At 65.6% G+C, this 17,412-nt stretch carries 17 protein-coding genes; 11 read left to right on the top strand and 6 right to left on the bottom strand.

Translation table 11 applies throughout. The annotated features are described in order from the left end of the window. Nucleotides 1–5 precede the first annotated feature (5 nt). From ypfJ to ABQF30_RS09010, 5 genes are read left to right on the top strand one after another with little or no spacing between them, the layout of a single operon-like run. Nucleotides 6–896 carry a KPN_02809 family neutral zinc metallopeptidase gene (gene ypfJ, locus ABQF30_RS09030; RefSeq protein WP_448462477.1) on the top strand — a complete coding sequence of 297 codons (891 nt, stop codon included), beginning with the start codon at nucleotides 6–8 and terminating at the stop codon, nucleotides 894–896. After that, nucleotides 883–2,523 (top strand): DUF885 domain-containing protein, encoded by a 1,641-nt coding sequence (locus ABQF30_RS09025; RefSeq protein WP_448462475.1) that lies wholly within the window; start codon nucleotides 883–885, stop codon nucleotides 2,521–2,523. The genes ypfJ and ABQF30_RS09025 overlap by 14 nt, the downstream gene beginning before the upstream one ends. 53 nt (nucleotides 2,524–2,576) lie before the next feature. Next, nucleotides 2,577–3,158 carry a TetR/AcrR family transcriptional regulator gene (locus tag ABQF30_RS09020; RefSeq protein ID WP_448462473.1) on the top strand — a complete coding sequence of 194 codons (582 nt, stop codon included), beginning with the start codon at nucleotides 2,577–2,579 and terminating at the stop codon, nucleotides 3,156–3,158. Nucleotides 3,159–3,160: 2 nt separating this feature from the next. After that, nucleotides 3,161–4,726 carry a flavin-containing monooxygenase gene (locus ABQF30_RS09015; protein ID WP_448462471.1) on the top strand — a complete coding sequence of 522 codons (1,566 nt, stop codon included), beginning with the start codon at nucleotides 3,161–3,163 and terminating at the stop codon, nucleotides 4,724–4,726. After that, nucleotides 4,723–5,547: a mycofactocin-coupled SDR family oxidoreductase gene (locus ABQF30_RS09010; RefSeq protein ID WP_448462469.1), complete on the top strand. Its 825-nt coding sequence runs from the start codon at nucleotides 4,723–4,725 to the stop codon at nucleotides 5,545–5,547. The genes ABQF30_RS09015 and ABQF30_RS09010 overlap by 4 nt, the downstream gene beginning before the upstream one ends. A 4-nt stretch (nucleotides 5,548–5,551) precedes the next feature. Here the strand turns inward: ABQF30_RS09010 and ABQF30_RS09005 are convergent, their stop codons facing one another. Both ABQF30_RS09005 and ABQF30_RS09000 read right to left on the bottom strand, forming a co-directional pair. Continuing rightward, nucleotides 5,552–6,454 (bottom strand): acyl-CoA thioesterase, encoded by a 903-nt coding sequence (locus ABQF30_RS09005; RefSeq protein WP_448462467.1) that lies wholly within the window; start codon nucleotides 6,452–6,454, stop codon nucleotides 5,552–5,554. Nucleotides 6,455–6,469: 15 nt separating this feature from the next. Then, the gene (locus ABQF30_RS09000; protein ID WP_448462465.1) at nucleotides 6,470–7,306 is read right to left on the bottom strand and encodes an LLM class flavin-dependent oxidoreductase; all 837 of its coding nucleotides are present in this window, start codon (nucleotides 7,304–7,306) and stop codon (nucleotides 6,470–6,472) included. 93 nt (nucleotides 7,307–7,399) lie between these two features. Here ABQF30_RS09000 and ABQF30_RS08995 point away from each other — a divergent pair, with 93 nt between their 5' ends. From ABQF30_RS08995 to ABQF30_RS08980, 4 genes are all read left to right on the top strand, one after another. After that, nucleotides 7,400–8,035: a TetR/AcrR family transcriptional regulator gene (locus tag ABQF30_RS08995; RefSeq protein WP_448462463.1), complete on the top strand. Its 636-nt coding sequence runs from the start codon at nucleotides 7,400–7,402 to the stop codon at nucleotides 8,033–8,035. 111 nt (nucleotides 8,036–8,146) lie between these two features. Next, complete coding sequence (locus ABQF30_RS08990) at nucleotides 8,147–9,376, top strand: amidohydrolase family protein (RefSeq protein ID WP_448462461.1); 1,230 nt, start codon at nucleotides 8,147–8,149, stop codon at nucleotides 9,374–9,376. Nucleotides 9,377–9,429: 53 nt separating this feature from the next. Next, complete coding sequence (locus ABQF30_RS08985; protein WP_448462459.1) at nucleotides 9,430–10,575, top strand: acyl-CoA dehydrogenase family protein; 1,146 nt, start codon at nucleotides 9,430–9,432, stop codon at nucleotides 10,573–10,575. Continuing rightward, nucleotides 10,572–11,834: an acyl-CoA dehydrogenase family protein gene (locus ABQF30_RS08980; protein WP_448462457.1), complete on the top strand. Its 1,263-nt coding sequence runs from the start codon at nucleotides 10,572–10,574 to the stop codon at nucleotides 11,832–11,834. The genes ABQF30_RS08985 and ABQF30_RS08980 overlap by 4 nt, the downstream gene beginning before the upstream one ends. 50 nt (nucleotides 11,835–11,884) lie before the next feature. Here the strand turns inward: ABQF30_RS08980 and ABQF30_RS08975 are convergent, their stop codons facing one another. Together ABQF30_RS08975 and ABQF30_RS08970 are read right to left on the bottom strand one after the other, a co-directional pair. Further along, a complete protein-coding gene (locus ABQF30_RS08975; RefSeq protein ID WP_448462455.1) occupies nucleotides 11,885–13,309 on the bottom strand; it encodes a hypothetical protein in 1,425 nt (474 codons plus the stop codon). 5 nt (nucleotides 13,310–13,314) lie between these two features. After that, entirely contained in the window at nucleotides 13,315–14,469 is a 1,155-nt protein-coding gene (locus ABQF30_RS08970; protein WP_448462453.1) for an NAD-dependent epimerase/dehydratase family protein, read from the bottom strand. Nucleotides 14,470–14,541: 72 nt separating this feature from the next. Between ABQF30_RS08970 and ABQF30_RS08965 the strand changes: the two genes are divergently transcribed. Further along, entirely contained in the window at nucleotides 14,542–15,267 is a 726-nt protein-coding gene (locus ABQF30_RS08965) for a class I SAM-dependent methyltransferase (protein WP_448462451.1), read from the top strand. After that, nucleotides 15,264–15,725: a GtrA family protein gene (locus ABQF30_RS08960; protein WP_448462449.1), complete on the top strand. Its 462-nt coding sequence runs from the start codon at nucleotides 15,264–15,266 to the stop codon at nucleotides 15,723–15,725. Before ABQF30_RS08965 ends, ABQF30_RS08960 begins: the two co-directional genes overlap by 4 nt. On the opposite strand, the gene ABQF30_RS08955 is transcribed toward ABQF30_RS08960, so the two are convergent. Together ABQF30_RS08955 and ABQF30_RS08950 are read right to left on the bottom strand one after the other, a co-directional pair. Then, nucleotides 15,673–16,464, bottom strand: coding sequence for a glycosyltransferase family 2 protein (locus ABQF30_RS08955; RefSeq protein ID WP_448462447.1), 792 nt, complete (start codon nucleotides 16,462–16,464; stop codon nucleotides 15,673–15,675). The genes ABQF30_RS08960 and ABQF30_RS08955 overlap by 53 nt on opposite strands. Next, nucleotides 16,461–17,396, bottom strand: coding sequence for an NAD-dependent epimerase/dehydratase family protein (locus ABQF30_RS08950; protein WP_448462445.1), 936 nt, complete (start codon nucleotides 17,394–17,396; stop codon nucleotides 16,461–16,463). Before ABQF30_RS08950 ends, ABQF30_RS08955 begins: the two co-directional genes overlap by 4 nt. Nucleotides 17,397–17,412 lie beyond the last annotated feature (16 nt).

The raw sequence follows: 17,412 nt of genomic DNA, 5'->3' as shown, positions 1-17,412 counted from the left end.
ACGCGATGACCTTCAACGAGGGTATGCAGATCGACACGAGCACCACATCGAGCAGTGGTGGGGGTCGCGGCCCGGGCCGGGGGATCGCGATCGGCGGCGGTCTCGGTGGTCTGGTGGTCCTGGTGCTCGCGCTGTTCCTCGGCATCGACCCCGGCACGGTCATGCCGCAGCAGCAGCAGATCAACACCCAGGGCGCCGAGGCCGAGGGCTTCGATCTGAGCCAGTGCAAGACCGGCGCGGACGCCAACGAAATCGTGCAGTGTCGAGTGGTCGCGACCGGTAACTCCGTCGACGGTGTGTGGCAACAGCTTCTGAAGGGCTACCAACGCCCGCACGTCCGGTTGTTCTCCGGTCAGGTCCAAACCGGGTGCGGTCCTGCCACCAGTGATGTCGGCCCGTTCTACTGCCCGGTGGACCAGACCGCGTACTTCGACACCGACTTCTTCGATGTTCTGAAGACTCAGTTCGGCTCCAGTGGAGGGCCGCTCGCGCAGGAGTACGTGGTGGCCCACGAGTTCGGCCACCACGTGCAGAACCTGCTGGGTGTGCTCGGCCGCGCGCAGCAGGATCCCGAGGGCGCGACCGGCGGCGGCGTCCGTACCGAGCTTCAAGCCGACTGCTACGCGGGTGTCTGGGCGCACTACGCCTCCATCACGCGCCAGGAGAGCACCGGCGTGCCATTCCTGGAACCATTGAGCGACAAGGACATCGCCGATGCCCTGTCGGCCGCATCGTCGGTCGGCGACGACCGGATCCAGGCCGCGGCCACCGGCCGGGTGAACCCGGAGGCGTGGACACACGGCTCATCCGAGCAACGGCAGAAGTGGTTCACCGAGGGATACCGGACCGGCGATCCCAACAAGTGCGACACCTTCGCGACGAATGACCTTGGGTAGGACCCAGACTCAGGTTGACGCGGTAGCCGAGCGCTACCTCGAGACCTACGCCCGCCTGGACCCGTGCGCCGCAACCGAACTCGGCATCACCGGCTACGACGACGACGTCACCGACTACTCGCAGGAAGGCGTTGCCGCCCGCGCCGACGCGGCTCGCACCGCGCTGCGCGAACTGGACACCGTCAGCCCGGCTGACGACGTGGATGTGGTGACGGTCGCCGCGATGCGCGAACGCCTGGGCGTGACCGTCGAATTACACGATGCCGGATTGGATCTGGGCGAGCTCAACGTGATCGCCTCCCCGCTGCAGACGATGCGCGACGTGTTCGACCTGATGGCCACCGACACCGAGGACGACTGGGCACTGATCGCCGCCCGGCTGGCCAAAGTGCCTGACCGTGCCGACGGCTACGCGCGGGCGCTGCGGGCCGCAGTGGCCGGGGCACATCCCCCGGCGATCCGTCAGGTCAGCCGCGGCATCGCCCAGGCCCGGCAGACCGCCCAGTTGTTCACCGACATGGTCATCGAGACAGCGGCCGGAAATTCGGCGCTGCACGCAGAATTACGACAGCGCACCGCGGCTGCCGCCGAAGCGTACCGACGCCTCGGCGATGTGCTTCACGACGATATCGCGCCGCGCGCCGGCGTGTCCGATGCCTGCGGACGCGACGCCTATCAATTGTTGTCACGGTCGTTCCTCGGCACCAGCGTGGACCTTGACGAGGCCTACGACTGGGGTCTGGGGCTTCTCGACGCCGTTGTTGCCGAGCAGGAATCGATCGCGCAGCAGCTGTATCCCGGGGCGACGGTGGCCGAGACTTTGCGCCGACTCAACGAGGACCCCCGCTACATCGTCACCGGCACCGATGCGCTGCAGGCCTGGATGCAGGACCTGTCGGACCGGGCCGTGGACTCGTTGGCAGGCACACACTTCGACATCGACGGTCCGCTCCGGAACTTGGAGTGCCGGATCGCGCCCACCCATACCGGCGGCATCTACTACACCGGTCCTTCCGAGGACTGGAGCAGGCCCGGGCGGATGTGGTGGTCGGTGCCGGCCGGTGTCGAGACGTTCCACACCTGGCAGGAGACGACGACCGTCTTCCACGAAGGTGTTCCCGGCCATCATCTGCAGATCGGCCGCGCCGTGGCTTTGGCCGGCCAGCTCAACCGCTGGCGACGGCTGGGGTGCTGGGTCTCCGGACACGGCGAAGGCTGGGCGCTCTACGCCGAACGGCTGATGGCCGACCTTGGCTGGCTCGACGATGCCGCCAACCGAATGGGAATGCTTGATGCGCAACGCTTCCGAGCTGCCCGCGTGGTCCTCGACATCGGTGTGCACTGCGGACTGACCGCACCGGACGGCGAAGTGTGGGACGCCGAACGGGCATGGAACTTCCTGGTCTCCCATTCGGCCATGTCCGAGGAGCATCTCCGCTTCGAGCTCGACCGCTACCTGGGCTGGCCCGGACAAGCACCCTCGTATGCCATCGGGCAGCGGATCTGGCACCAGTTGCGCGAGGAGACTTTGCTCCGTGGCGCGTCGTTGCGGGAGTTCCACAGCCGGGCACTCGATCTGGGTGGTCTGCCACTCGATGTGCTCACCTCGGCATTGGCCGCCGACTGATCGACCGGCCTCAGCCATTGACCAGCTTGAACACATATCGCTAATGTGTGCAAATGAGCGAGCCGGGCCGCACCGTGTCCCCCGCGCTGCTCGCTGCCACGGTTGACACGTTAAGGCGTTTAGGGCCCCGGCAATTCAGCCTCACCGCGGTGGCGGAAGCCGCCGGCGTATCCCGCGGCACCGTCCACAACGCACTGGGCAGCCGGGACAACGCCATCGAGACAGCGCTGGAACAGCTCGCCGCAGGGTTCATCGAGGCGCTGGCCACCCAAGTCCACCGTGCGGACAGCCTGGCCGATCAGGTCGCCGAGGCCGCGGTGGTGATCTGCGCCCATCGCAGGCATTCCGACTCGGTTACCCCGGGCGGCATCAACGAGAGCATTCTGGTGTTGTTGCTGCGGAACACCGGAGACGACTTGATGCAGCGCTCGATCGATCTGTGGAAACCACTGGTGCGTGCAGCGCAGAAGCGCGGCGAGGTGGGCGCCGGGGTAGCCCCCGCGCGGGCCGCCGAATGGATCGTCCGCCTTTTGTTCAGCTTCGAACTGTTGCCGCCGATGGGCGTGAACCTCAACAGCCCACGCGCGGTCAAACGGTTCGTGTCCGAACACATTGTCAGCGGACTTGAAAGGTAACGATGCCTCAACCTGATTACGAAGTAGCCATCATCGGTGCGGGCCCCGGCGGGATCGCGGCCGCGCATCTATTGCGCCAGAAAGGTATCGAGGACTTCGTCATCATCGAGCGCGGCGCCGACTTCGGCGGCACCTGGCGGGACAACCACTACCCCGGGCTCGCGGTCGACATCCCGACACTGTGGTATCAGCTGTCCTTCGCGCCGAACCCGCACTGGACGCGGCTGTTCGCGCCGGGTCCGGAGATCCACCGCTACCTTCAGGACACGGCGACCACGCTGGGTCTGTACGAACACCTGCAAGCCAATGCCGAAGTGACCCAACAACAGTGGGACGACGAAGACGGGCTCTGGCAGTTGCGGATCCGGAACCGGTCGCCGATCACCGCGCGGTTCGTGATCAGCTCGGTCGGCGGATATGTGAACGCCAAACCCACGGTCGACATCGAGGGTTTCGACGACTTCGCCGGAACCATCCTGCGGCCCAACGCGTGGGACGATTCCTACGACACCCGCAGCAAGCGGGTCGCGGTGATCGGGACGGGATCGTCCGGGGTTCAGATCGCCGCCGCGTTGTCCGCCGAGGCGGCCGGCCTGGACGTCTACCAACGCACCCCGGCGTGGGTGCTTCCGAAAGTCGACTTCGACATCCCGCCCTTGATGCGGGGCGTCCTGCGACTGCCCGGCGTTCTGCGTGCCGTTGACGCAGCGGGCCGGCTTGCCATGGACATCTTCATGGTCGCGCCCATCGTGCATGTATTCGCCCGACTGCCCGACAAAGTGCTCATGCGGATCATGCCGCTGTACGACGCCTGGTGCAGGCTGCTCTACCGGTTGCTGCTGCGCACCGTCGTCCACGATCCGCAGACTCGACGGAAGCTGGTCCCGCGCTATGGAATCCTGGCGAAGCGGCCGGTGATCTCGAGTGCGTTCCTACCCGCGCTGAACAACCCCAACACCCATCTGATCACCACGCCCATCGAACGGATCACCCCGACCGGCATCCTCACCGCCGACGGTGTCGAACGTCCCGCCGACCTCCTGGTGCCGGCCACCGGTTACGAGCTGTGGATCGATCCGGAAACGTACCGCCCGGGAACCGTCCTGGGGCCCAACGGATTCGATCTCGCCCAGTACTATCGCGCGCACGGCCTGCACAGCTATGCAGGGACCGCGCATCCGCGGTTGCCCAACCGATGGGAGATCGTCGGGCCGCTCGGGTTCGTCGGATTCGCCTGGCTTGATTACGTCGAGACCATGGCCGCGCACGCGGTGCGGATCATCGACGAGGCCAGGCACCGCGGCGCCGGTGTGGTGGAGGTCGGTCAGGACGCCTTCAACGCATGGAACGAGCGGATGCGACGGGATGGCCGAGTCGCGCACCTCTACTACACGGCCACGTCCGGCCTGAACACCTACTTCGTGAATTCACAGCACGAGACCCCGTATTACCGGCCGCAGACGATCACCGGTTCCCGCCGGTTCGCGCGCCACTCCGCACTCACGGACTACCGGTTCTCCCGGCTCCGAACACATTCCGTTTCCATACGCGAGGAGCAGTCTGCATGAGCGCCGATACCCCACTGGCCGGGCGGGTCGCCTACGTGACGGGCGCGGCCCGCGGACAGGGCCGCTCGCACTGTGTGAGGCTCGCCCGGGCCGGAGCGGATGTCGTCGCGATCGACGCCTGCGCACCCGTCGCCGAACACAACGGCTACCCGGCCGCCACCCCGGACGACTTGGCCGAGACGGTAGCCCTCGTCGAAGGTGAGGGTCGCAAGATCCTGGCCGCGCAAGTTGACGTCCGTGACGCCGCGGGACAGCGCCGCGTGGTGGCCGACGCGGTCGAACAGTTCGGGCGCCTTGACATCGTCGTCGCCAATGCCGGCGTGCTCAACTGGGGTCGGCTGTGGGAGATCTCGGCCCAGCAGTGGCAGGACATCCTCGATGTCAACCTCACCGGGGTGTTCAACACCGTGCAGGCGGTGGTGCCACCGATGATCGCGGCAGGCAACGGCGGGTCGATCATCACCATCAGTTCGGCGGCAGGCATCAAGGCCGTGCCCGGCTGTGGGCACTACTGCGCCAGCAAGTTCGGCGTCGTCGGGCTGACCAACTCACTCGCAGTCGAGTTGGGCGAGTTCGGAATCCGGGTGAACTCCATCCACCCGTACGGCACCGACACTCCGATGGGCAACGACCTGTCGATGTACCAGGTGTTCCAGGATCACCCGCATTACATCCACAGCTTCTCCCCCGGCGCGCTACCGACGGATTCTCTGACCCCACCGGACACCATCTCCGACATCGTGGTGTGGCTGGCCGGCGATGCGTCGTCGCTGGTGACGGCCGCACAGATTCCGGCGGACAAGGGCTATCTGAAGATCTGAGCCGCTACAGCCGCGAGTGCTCCGAAATGTTCGTGTCGGTGGTACGCAGCGGGCGGATCAACCCGTCTTGACTGAACGACGCGATGAGCTCGCCCTCTTCCGTGTGGACCGCGCCTCGCACGTAGGACATGCCCGAGCCGACCTGGGTGCTCTCGTGGCTGTACAGGACCCAGCCGTCCCAGCGGACCGGTTCGTGAAAGCTCACCGTGACCGTCATGGGAGCGGTCGAGACCGTCAGATGCGCCTGCGCGGTGCCGATGCCGGCATGTGCCCGCATGGTGGTCGAAATCCCGAGGTGCCCAGTGAAATACGCGATCAACGCCTTGGCCAGGTCGTCGCGCGTGGGGATCGGGTCGTAGTGCAGCCAGGCATACAGTTCCGGCGGGCCGACCTCGTCGGGGCTGTTCACGTCGAGGACGTCGACGAGCCGCAACTCCCGGCCGGTCATCGGCATCGGTGACGGGTTCGAGTCGGCGGGTCCGGCGACCTGCGGCCGCGGCAGGTGATGGCGGATCACGTCGCCCGACGGCACATCGGTGAACACCGTGATCGTGATGCAGCGCTTGCCGTTCTGCGAGGCCGCCACCACGGCGGTGGCGGTGGACCGCCCTTCACTGATGACATCGATGTCGAGTTCGACCGGCGGGCCCACCACAACAGCCCTGGCGAACACGGCGTGCGCCGAACGTATCGATTTCTCCGGGAAGCGTTTGGCCACCGCGACGATCGCACCCGCGAGGATCTGAGTGCCCTCGACGACCTGACGCTCGTCAGCGCCGGCGATACCGGTCGGTACGGTGTAGCGGTTCTCCCCGGCCGGTTCGGCATCGAACAGGTCCAGCAGCATCTGCAACGTCCACGTGGATTCTGCTGCCTCGGTGGATGCCTCTTTTGATTCGGTGGTCATTGATCTTCCTCTCTGTCACGCATTGATGACGGTGTCGGCGAATTCGGAAAGTGTTTGCGGGGCTGCGAAATCGGAGAACCAGACGTAGAAGCGTTCGACGCCTTGTGCGCTCAGCCCGGCGAAGTGATCGGCAAGCTGTGAGGCGTCGCCACATACCAAACCGTCGCCGAGATGCCCGAACAGCCGAGTGCTGCGCTCGGTGACCGCCGCGCGATCTGCATCTCGGCCCACGAAACCGACCATCTGCTGCAGCGACACCCGCGCCGATCCCACTGTCGGCAACAGCCGCGGCAAGCGGTCGAGCTGATGCGAGGGGACATTCCACCAGTCCGCATAAGTGCGGACCAGTTCCATCATGCGCTTACCGGTTCCCCCCAGCACCAAGGGAATTCGGTGCTCCGGACGCGGCAGCTGCGCGGCGTCGCCGTCATCCCAGTACTGGCGAAGCAACGCCAGATCCTCGCCGAGTCTGCTCACCCGCGCCGCGGCGTCGTCACCGCCCTCGATGCCGAACCTGGTGAACTCCTGCGGCCACGAGCCCGAGCCCAATCCAAGTTCGAATCGGCCGTCGCACGCCTCCGACAACGTGACAGCCTGCTTGGCCAACACCGCGGGATGCCGGAACGCGTCGCACAGCACGAGGTGGCCGATCCGCAGCCGCTCGGTGCGCGCCGCCACCCACGTGGCGACGGTCATTGCCTCCCAAATGCTTTGGTGCGTCGCGCCGGGCGGCTCAAGGTGGTCGATGAACGCAATGCCATCGAACCCGCCGTCCTCGGCGACCCGCGCCCGCTCGACGATGTCGCCGATCTGCAGCCGTACCTGCGGGAGAAACAGAAACCATTCGCTCATCGGAGCAACACAGTAATCACTAGCCACCTATTGCTTCTACAGAAACGGTAACGTCATTCTCCACAAGTGCAGCATGACGGAGGTGGTGCCGCAATGGCCAGGCCAGCCGGACGACCGTCGGACGGCGCGCGCGCCGAAGCCGGGGAGCGCGCCAGCCGGTTCATGAAATCGGCACTGGCGATCCTTGGTGAAACCGGACGCACCGACTTCACCGTGCTGGAGGTCGTCGAGCGGTCCAAAACCTCACTGCGATCGTTCTACCAGCACTTTTCCACCAAGGACGAGCTGCTGCTCGCGCTCATCGAGAAGATCATGGCCGAGTCCACGCAGCGTTGGCGCTCCGAGACCGCCGACCTGCCGGGGCCGCAGGCGCTCCGGGCGCTGATCGACCGGATCACCGTGGCACCGGCCTCGAGCACGCAGGACAGCATCAACCGCGGCCTGACGTTCTACAACGATCATCTGGCTGAGTCACTGCCCCGCGAATATGCCCGGGTCCTGGCTCCGCTCCATCACCTCTTGCAGGACATTCTCCGGCGCGGCATCAGTGAGGGAACCCTCCGTGAGGGCATGGACGTACCGAGCACCGCGGCGCTGATCATGCAATTGGTACTGGGCTGCATGCGGCTGCGCTCGCTAGGCGCCGAACTCAACGGTGTGCCCATCGACGGCGATCACATCTACGACTTCTGCGTGCGCGGGTTGGCAAACCCTTCCCAAGCATTCTGACCTGCACTTTTCCGTTCCGTCGCCGGGCCCGCCAAGGGGCTCGTCTGCGCTGGCCAAACCGTGGTAACGTCATTACCAGTTTCGATAACCGCACTCTCCCAGGAGGCGAACATGCCCTCGCGCATCCTCGATTACCCGGTGTTCGACGCCGACAATCACTTCTACGAGCCCAAGGAAGCGCTGACGCAATTCCTTCCGGACAACCGCAAGGGCGTTATCGACTACATCGACGTCCGCGGGCGGACCAAGATCATGGTCCGTAACCACATCAGCGACTACATCCCCAACCCGACTTTCGAGGTGGTCGCCCGTCCCGGCGCCCAGGAGGAGTACTTCCGCCACGGCAGCGGCGGCAAGAGCTACCGCGAGGTGATGGGCAAGCCCATGAAGGCGATCCCGGCGTTCCGCAACCCGGAGGCCCGCCTCGAGGTGATGGACGGGCTCGGCCTGGACTACACGCTGATGTTCCCGACGCTGGCCTCGCTCGTCGAGGAACGGTTGAAGGACGACCCCGACCTCATCCACGACATCATCCACGCGCTCAACCAATGGATGTATGAGACTTGGCAGTTCAACTATGAGGACCGGATCTTCTCCACGCCGGTCATCACCCTGCCGAACGTCGACCGAGCGCTCGAAGAACTCGAGTGGTGCCTGGAACGCGGCGCCAAGACCGTGCTCGTGCGGCCCGCGCCGGTGCCCGGCTACCGCGGCACCCGCTCGATGGGCCTGCCCGAGTTCGACCCGTTCTGGGACGCCTGCGTCAAGGCCGGCATCCCGGTCGCGATGCACGCCTCCGACAGCGGATACGCCCAGTACCTCAACGACTGGGAGCCTGCCGACGAGTTCCTGCCGTTCAAGCCGACGTCATTCCGAATGGTGGCGATGGGCAAGCGTCCGATCGAGGACACCATGGCCGCACTGGTCTGCCACGGTGCTCTGACCCGCAACCCGGACTTGCGCATCCTGTCCATCGAGAACGGTGCATCGTGGGTTCCCTACCTGCACTACCAGTTCAAGGACGTCTACTCGAAGATGCCGCAGGAGTTCCCGGAAGACCCGATCGAGGCTTTCAAACGCTGCGTGTACGTCGCCCCGTTCTGGGAGGACAACTTCAAGCAGATGGCCGAGCTGTGCGGCATCGACCGCATCATCTTCGGCTCGGACTGGCCGCACCCGGAGGGTCTGGCCGATCCGATCAATCTGGTCGCCGACCTCGAGGCCCACGGCCTCGACGCAGAAGGCGTCCGAAAGGTGATGGGCCGCAACATGGTCGACCTGTTCAAGGTCGAGAACAAGGTGGTCTACAAGCCTGACGTTCCCGCGCTTGTCCTGAGCTGATCACAACCCGTTGTTTCGAGCACCTTCAACCACAAAGAGGCTGAGTCGATTTCATGACTGATGTGGCAAATCCGGAACAGATGTTGTTCGCCTCGACGGCGCAGGCGTTCCTGGAGAAGGAAGTGCCGCTGAGCAGGGTGCGTCAACTGCACGCCGACGGCGTCTCCTTCGACCCCGCATGGTGGCGCCGTGCGGCCGAGCTCGGTTGGGCCAGCCTGCTGGTGCCCGAGGAACTCGGCGGCGGCAGCCCGTCCGGGGATGGCGTTGCCGATTTGGCGCTTCTCGCCGAACAGGGCGGTCGTACCGTCGCGCCCGGCCCGCTGCACCCGGTCAGCGTGGTACTGGCCGGGCTGGTCGAGGCGCCCGAAAATCATGAGGCGACAATCGAATCGCTTGTCTCCGGCGAAGCCGTCGCATCATGGGCCGTCTACGAGCCGGGCAAGGCCTGGGCGCCGTTGGACCCCGGACTGACCGCAACCCCGACCGCGACCGGATATCGCATCGACGGGGCCAAGGACCGGGTTGAGGCAGGTGCGGAAAGTACGTTGCTGTTGGTGGTCGCCAGGTGCGAGGGCGCGGTTCGCCAGTTCGTGGTCCCGACCGACGCGCCCGGGGTCAGCGTCGAAGCTCAGGGTTCTGTCGACATGGTCAAGCGTTACGCCCGTGTGCGATTCGATGGTGTCGAGGTCGACGGGGCGGCCGTTGTGGGTACCGTCGAGCAGACCACTGCCTGCATCGAACGCCAGCGCCAGGTGGCCCTGCTCCTGCAGTGCGCCGAGATTGTCGGGATCCTCGACGCGGTGCTGGCGATGACCAACCAGTGGCTGTCCGACCGCCACAGCTTCGGTCGCCCACTGGCCTCCTACCAAGCCCTCAAGCATCGCGCCGCCGACATGAAGATGTGGTTCGAGGCGGCACGCGGCACCACCGCGGGAGCCGCGGTTGCGGTTTCAGAACGCTCACCGGAAGCACCTAAGCTCGTCAGCGTCGCGAAAGCCTATGTGGCCGAACGTGCGCCAGTGATGTTGCAGGACTGCGTGCAGTTGCACGGCGGCATCGGCGTGACGTGGGAACACGATCTGCACATGTACCTGCGACGGGTCGCGCTGTACCGGGCGATGTACGGCTCACCCGAGGATCACCATCGCGCCGTGTACGCGATCAGCAAGACCCGCGCACTCGAGGAGGTTGGGGCATGACCGAGACCGTGAGCACGAGCGCAACTACAGAGTCGGTCGAGGAGTTCGTCCTCCGTGCCCGGAAGTGGTTGGCCGACAACCTGCCTGCGATCGACCGGGATAATCCGCCGTTCGCGGTTCGCGCAGAAATCGAGTCGTGGGAGCGCGCCAAGGAACTCCAGCAGCGGCTCTACGAAGGTGGCTTCGCAGGCATCTGCTTTCCGCGGGAATACGGCGGCCTGGGCCTGGACTATGCCTACCAGAAGGCATTCAACGATGAGTGCGTTCACTACGAGATGCCGCTGATCCTCAACACACCGTCGTTCACCATCTGCGCCGCGACCATTCTCGACGTGGGTAGCGAAAAACAGAAGCGCGAACGCATTTCGGCGGCGATCCGCGGCGATGAAGTTCTCTGCCAGTTGTTGTCCGAACCCAGTGGCGGGTCGGACCTGGCCGGAGTGATCACCAAGGCTGAGCTCCGCGGCGACACGTGGATCATCAACGGCGCCAAGACCTGGAGCACCAGTGCATTCGCCGCCGACTACGGGCTGATGCTGGCCCGCACCGACTGGACCGTGCCCAAACACGAGGGCCTGACCATGTTCCTGGTGCCGCTGAACTCCCCGGGTATCACCATGCGGCGCATCACCGAGGTGAACGGTAACGAAGAGTTCTGCGAGGAATTCTTCGACAACCTTGAGCTTCCCGCGGATGCCGTGGTGGGCGAAGTCAACGACGGCTGGACCGTTGCTTCCCGCCAGCTCCACCACGAACGCCGCGCTGTCGGTGGCGGTTCCGAGTTCGCCAGCGGCACCGGCGCCGAGAACGCGAACGAAATGCCGCCCGACCACATCGGGCTGGCCGAGGCCACCGGGCAGGGTGACGATGCCAGGGTGCAGGACCTGGCCGGACGGGCCCTCGTGCGGCGCATCGTCAAGAAACAGCTCATCGACCACGTGGGCAGCGCCATCGGCAACGGCTCGCTGCCGCCGAATGCAGGCACATTGATCCGGCTGTTCCACGCCGAAACCACCGAACTCGAAGTCGACACCGCGCTGGCCATCGCCGGCACGGCCGGCGTCGTCGACGAAGGTGGCGATCTGGACGGCCTGCAGGAGATCGGCGTGCGTTACCTGTCCCGGCAGACCGGGTCTTTGGGGGGCGGCAGCTCAGAGATGGCCCGCAACGTCATCAGCGAACGGATCCTTGGTTTCCCGCGCGAGTTCGCCGCCGACCGCGGTGTCCCGTTCAATCAGGTCAAGCGCAACAAGGGGTAACTCTTATCGCGAGCAATCGCGGGATACCGGGACGTGACAGGAGTGCACGATCACTGATAGGTCGAGGCCCGTCGTCGTCCCCTTAGTGCGGTGATCCCCAGTACACCGGCGAATGGCAGGAGCACCAGGCCCGGCAGTTGATAGCGCCACGAGAACTCGAACGCGGCCGACGCGAGCAGGATCGTCACCGCCATGCCGACGGCCAGCAGCGTTGCCGACCGGATGCCACTGGTCCGGGCACGTCCAAGCCCGAGTCCGGCCAGCAGGGCCACGACGCCGAACATCCCCAACAACGTTCCGGGGGTGTAGCCGACGCTGAGCTGGTAGCCGCGAAGGAACGCGGCGAGTGGGAGCACGGCAGTAGGGTCTCGCCCGCTGAACTCGCGCGAGGCGTTGGTGCTGTGATCCAGATCGACGGCGGGATACTCGGACTTGAACTGCCATCGAGCCACGCTGGTATCGCCGGGGGCATCGGTCCGTACGGGGCGGAATCCCTTCAGAAAGTCCAGCGCAACGGCGCGGGCGACATCCAGCGGCTGCTGCTCTATCACGGCCCTGCCGAACTCCCGCTGCACCGCGAACAAGTCAGTGCCGGCGGGAAAGCGCGCGCGCCAGCCCGCCTCACGCTGGATGTGGGCGTAGTCGTCCAGCTTCCTACGCTGTCCCAACGGCTCCTCCGGGCAGGCCAGCGCCGTCAGCCGATCGAGTTCCAGCCTGTCGCAATCCGCGACGACGGCGGCGCGGCCGTAGAGCACGTTGGCCGTCGTGCGGGTCAGGCCCCACTGGCCGGTCTGCGCGTGGAAGTACCAGCCGTAGCCGACGATGACGATGCCGAACGCCGCGGCAAACGCGAGCGTGCGCGCTCCCACTGTGCGCCAACCCGCCCAGGTTCGCCATATCCCGCCGGCAATGACGAGGTAACACAACGCCGGTACCACCAGCACAATCGCCACCAGCCGGAACATCACCGCCACACCGAGCAGCAGCCCGGCAAGCGCGGCCCGGCGCGGGTTCGGCGCCCCGACGCCGAGCAGCACCCACAGGAGTGCGACAAGGAGCACCTGCTGCCAGGTATCGGACATGATGAGCTGCTCGATCTGAATCTGGTATCCGTCGAGCAGCAGCGGTGCGGCGGCAACCGAGGCCAGCCACCGGTTTGCCCCGTGCCGCAACGCCAATGCGTACAACGCGACCGCCGCGCCCACTCCCGCAATGTGCTGAACCGCCGTCACCAGTTCCAACCCGTCCACCGCGAGCGTGGGCGTCAAGACGAACAGCTCGTACCCGACGGGGTGCAGGCCGCCGGGGTCGTATGTGCCGACATTGGTGAGATATCGGAACGAATCGCCGAACATCAACGCGGGCTGGTACGCGAACCAAGCCAGCACCCTCAGCGTCACGCCGACGACCACCAGCACGACGAACAACCAGTGCCGCACCACCAGCCTTCCAGCCGCGCGCGCGAGCCTGGCCATGCCGGTCAGGCGTTGTTGGCGCGCGACCACTGCACGGTGGGGTACAACTTTTCGACGTCGACCCGGTGCTTGTTGGCCTCCACGATGCCGAACATCGACTCGATCAACGTGTCCGACAGCAGATGGGGTTGGAGCCCCAATTCGACCAGGCCAGTGTGCTTGACGTTGTAGTAGTGCTCGGCGGCCTCGGTGCGCGGGTTGTCCAGGTGCTCGATCTGAACCGGGCCGGGGAACTGCCTGGCGACCACGTCTGCGATGTCGCGTACGGACATGGTTTCGGTCAACTGGTTGTACACCCGGAACTCACCGGGCTCGGCCGGATTCTCGACTGCCAGCCTGATGCACTCCACGGTGTCCCGGATATCGATCAGTCCCCTGGTCTGCCCCCCGGTTCCGTATACCGTCAGCGGCTCGCCGAGCACGGCTTGAATGACGAATCGGTTCAGTACGGTTCCGAACACGCTGTCGTAGTCGAAGCGGGTCGACAACCGCGGATCCAGTGCGGTCTGCGGGGTTTGTTGTCCGTACACGACGCCCTGGTTGAGATCGGTCGCGCGCAAACCCCAGTTCCGGCAGGCGAACTCGATGTTGTGCGAGTCGTGCACCTTGGTCAGGTGATAAAACGACCCGGGGCGCTTCGGGAAGAGGACACGGTCCTTGCGTCCGTTGTGTTCGATGTCGAGCCAACCCTCGTCGATATCGATATTGGGAGTCCCGTACTCCCCCATGGTGCCCAGCTTGACCAGGTGGATATCGCGGTTGGTCTCGGCGATGCCGAACAACAGATTGAGCGTTCCGATGACGTTGTTGTGCTGGGTGTACACGGCGTGCGCACGGTCGATCATCGAATATGGAGCCGCCCGCTGTTCGGCGAAGTGCACGATCGCATCGGGGCGGAAATCGCGCAGCGTGGCGTATACGAAGTCCGCGTCGAGCAAGTCGCCGACATACGTGGCGATGTGCTTACCGGACGTGTCCTGCCACGCCGCCACTCGCACGTCGAGGTCTTCGATCGGGACCAGGCTGCACACGCCGAGTTCCTCGTCGTAACCGCGCCGTGCGAAGTTGTCGAGCACCGCCGCATCGTGCCCGCGGTCGGAAAGATGCAGAGCGGTGGGCCAGCCGAGGTATCCGTCTCCGCCGAGAACCATTACTCGCATCCACCACACCTTAACCATGTGATGATCGCGATGAGCGTAAGACTTGCCAATCGCGGCGTGCACAATTGACACATGCACGATCACAGCGGCGCGTTCAGCGCGGCCACCGGTCGCCAGCTCGAGTTAGCAGGTCACGACAAACCTCAGTATCGCCGCTACCAGTACGAGTTGATCGCGCCGCACTGCGGGAGGTCGATCCTCGAAGTCGGTGCGGGACTTGGCGAATTCGCGGAGCAGTTCGGCGATCTGGACCGACTCATAGTCACCGATGCCGACCCGGCCGCCGTCGCGGTCATGGCGCGTCGCTTCGCCGGGCGTCCCGAAGTGCAGGTGACCCAACTCGATCTGGGAAAACCGCCGGATCTTGAGTACCCCGTTGCATCGGTGGTGGCAATCAACGTGCTCGAACACATCGACGACGATGTCGGTGCGCTGCGATCGCTGGCCAAGGCCATCGAGATCGGCGGCAGCCTGGTCCTCTGGGTGCCCGGTTACCAGCAGTTGTACGGCGAGTTCGACCGCAGAGTCGGCCATGTCCGCCGCTATACGCCGAACTCTCTCGCCGACGTCGTCAGCCGATCGGGACTCGACGTCGAACTGGTGAAACCGGTGAACCTGCTTGGTGGCATTGCCTGGTGGTTGGTGGTTCGCAAGGGCGGCAGCACATCACCGAACTCGCGGTTGGCCGCGGTCTTCGATCGCTGCGTCGTGCCGGTGACCAAGGCGTTGGAGCGCCTGGTGCGGATTCCGTTCGGCCAATCGGTGCTGTGTGTGGCCCGCAAGCGGGGTGAGCCTTGATCCCACTGTCGCGCAAACGATTTCTGCTGTGGAGGCGCTACGCCGGCGCGTCCGTGGTCGCCGGGATCATCAGCGAGGTCGTTTTCCTCGTCACCTACTGGTTGAGCGCCGTCCCCGTGCTGGCGAGCCTGCTCGCGTTCATCGCGGGCGCGGTTCCGAACTATCTGATGAACCGCTACTGGGCGTGGCAGCGCCGCGGACGCCCGCACGGCACCAGGGAGATCCTGCCGTACATCGTGATCATCGTCGTCACCGCGCTCACCGCGATCGTCGTCACCACGGTCGCCGACCACTGGGTTCGTGACCATGTGGCCGCACATGGTTGGCAGGTTGCCCTCGTCGGTGCCGCATTCCTGGCGACGTACGGCGCCATGTTCGTGCTGAAGTTCGTGCTTTTCGACCGCTTCATTTTCGTCGACCGCGCAGCAGATACTCCCGACACCACGTCCGCACCATGACACGCGCGTAACGCATGCCGTAGACCAGGTCACCGCCCTTTTTGCTGGCGCCGTGGCGCCGTCGTCGCATCGTCATGGGCACCTCGAGTACGCGCGCGCCGTGGGCCATCACCCCCAGCAGCAGCTCCGAGGACTGGTATTGCGGCTCGAAAAGTCGTACAGAGCAAGCGAGATCGGCCCGCATGGCCCGAAATCCGAACGACGTGTCCGTGATTCGCCGCCACGTCAGCAGGGAAGCCAACGCCGCGAAGACCCGCACGCCGATCCAGCGCAGCCGGCTGTCCACCTCGTGGCGGCCCAGCCTGCGTGACCCGGTCACGAAATCGGCGCGGTCCTCGACCAACGGCCGGACGAGGGTATCCAGCTCCGCATTGTCGTACTGCCCGTCGCCGTCGGTGGTCACTATGTAGCGTGCCCCGCAGTCCGCGGCAAGCCGGTAGCCCAGCCGCAGCGCCGCGCCCTGCCCCCGGTTGCGCGCTGCGACGCAGGTGTAGGCGCCGTGGCGGCGCGCGATCTCGGCGGTGTCGTCGGTGGCTCCGTCGACCACGACCAGCACATCCACCCGCATGCCGCAGCACTGATTCGGCAAGTCCTGCAACACCGCGCCGATACCGGCGGCTTCGTTGTACGCGGCGATCACCACCACCAACCCCGAGTGACGCGGGTGCCGATAGTGCCGGTGGAACTCCGCGACGGCGACGGCGTCGACCTCATCGGGGTAGTCGGCAAGCAGCCTCACGCAGTCGCGCCCGGGACCTCGTCGCGGAAGTAGCGCCACGTGCTCGCGAGCCCGTCCGCGAGGTCGACGGTCGGCCGGTAACCGATGGCATCCGCGCTGTGTGAAAGGTCGAGTACGACCGCAGGCATCTCACCCTGTTGTGCCGCAGAATGTTCTACCGGCAGCGGCCGGCCGGTGACACGGCGAACGGTATCGACCAGTTCGAGCACCGACACCGAGCGCCCGGATCCGATGATCGCGCTGCCGGTGTAGCGGCTCTCCCAACCGAGCAGCACACCGCGTACGACGTCGTCGACGTGGACGAGGTCGCGGCGCTGCGTTCCGTCTCCGAAGATCCGCACCGTCGATCCTGACAGCGCCGCGCGCATCAGTCTCGGAACGAAGCTGTCCTTGTGCGCCATACCCGGTCCGTACACGTTGCTGAACCGCAGCGCGCACGTCGCCATCCCGTATGCGCCCGCATAACCGGACAGCAGCATCTCACAGGCAGCCTTGGTGGCGCCGTAGGGCGTAAGTGGCCGCAACGGCAGCTGTTCCGTGATCGTCGAGGTACCCACGTCGCCCACCACCGCGTTCGTCGACGCGAGCAGAAACCTACTCACCCCCCTGCTACGGGCCAGTTCGAGCAGCTCCTGGGTCACGGCGACATTGTCGGCGTACGTCTGCGTGGGCCGCTCCACCGAGCGCAGAACCGATGTCGACGCCGCAAGGTGGACGATGCCGACCGTGCCGGGCGCCACCGCCATTTCACGGACATGGTTTTCGCGGAGGTCTCCGATGACGGAGGTCACGCCGTCACACGCCCCGTCGGGAGCCTGCCGGTCGACGACCGTGACGGGAATCCCCCTGTGTTGGAACCCATTCACGACAGCACGGCCGATAAAGCCGCGACCACCGGTGATCAGAACGCGACCTCCGGTCTGTGAGTCCACAGGGGCCAACCTATCG

This window comes from Mycolicibacterium sp. XJ870, from assembly GCF_053483975.1.
The sequence above is the reverse complement of the archived record's forward strand: the minus strand, read 5'-3'. Positions and strand labels throughout refer to the sequence as shown.

Coding starts and splice junctions, on each gene's coding strand:
- ABQF30_RS08985 (WP_448462459.1), top strand. CDS start 9,430: ATGACTGATGTGGCAAATCCGGAACAGATGTTGTTCGCCTCGACGGCG.
- ABQF30_RS08970 (WP_448462453.1), bottom strand. CDS start 14,469: ATGCGAGTAATGGTTCTCGGCGGAGACGGATACCTCGGCTGGCCCACC.
- ABQF30_RS09020 (WP_448462473.1), top strand. CDS start 2,577: ATGAGCGAGCCGGGCCGCACCGTGTCCCCCGCGCTGCTCGCTGCCACG.
- ypfJ (WP_448462477.1), top strand. CDS start 6: ATGACCTTCAACGAGGGTATGCAGATCGACACGAGCACCACATCGAGC.
- ABQF30_RS09010 (WP_448462469.1), top strand. CDS start 4,723: ATGAGCGCCGATACCCCACTGGCCGGGCGGGTCGCCTACGTGACGGGC.
- ABQF30_RS08995 (WP_448462463.1), top strand. CDS start 7,400: ATGGCCAGGCCAGCCGGACGACCGTCGGACGGCGCGCGCGCCGAAGCC.
- ABQF30_RS09005 (WP_448462467.1), bottom strand. CDS start 6,454: ATGACCACCGAATCAAAAGAGGCATCCACCGAGGCAGCAGAATCCACG.
- ABQF30_RS08975 (WP_448462455.1), bottom strand. CDS start 13,309: ATGGCCAGGCTCGCGCGCGCGGCTGGAAGGCTGGTGGTGCGGCACTGG.
- ABQF30_RS08990 (WP_448462461.1), top strand. CDS start 8,147: ATGCCCTCGCGCATCCTCGATTACCCGGTGTTCGACGCCGACAATCAC.
- ABQF30_RS09025 (WP_448462475.1), top strand. CDS start 883: ATGACCTTGGGTAGGACCCAGACTCAGGTTGACGCGGTAGCCGAGCGC.
- ABQF30_RS08980 (WP_448462457.1), top strand. CDS start 10,572: ATGACCGAGACCGTGAGCACGAGCGCAACTACAGAGTCGGTCGAGGAG.
- ABQF30_RS08965 (WP_448462451.1), top strand. CDS start 14,542: ATGCACGATCACAGCGGCGCGTTCAGCGCGGCCACCGGTCGCCAGCTC.
- ABQF30_RS09000 (WP_448462465.1), bottom strand. CDS start 7,306: ATGAGCGAATGGTTTCTGTTTCTCCCGCAGGTACGGCTGCAGATCGGC.
- ABQF30_RS09015 (WP_448462471.1), top strand. CDS start 3,161: ATGCCTCAACCTGATTACGAAGTAGCCATCATCGGTGCGGGCCCCGGC.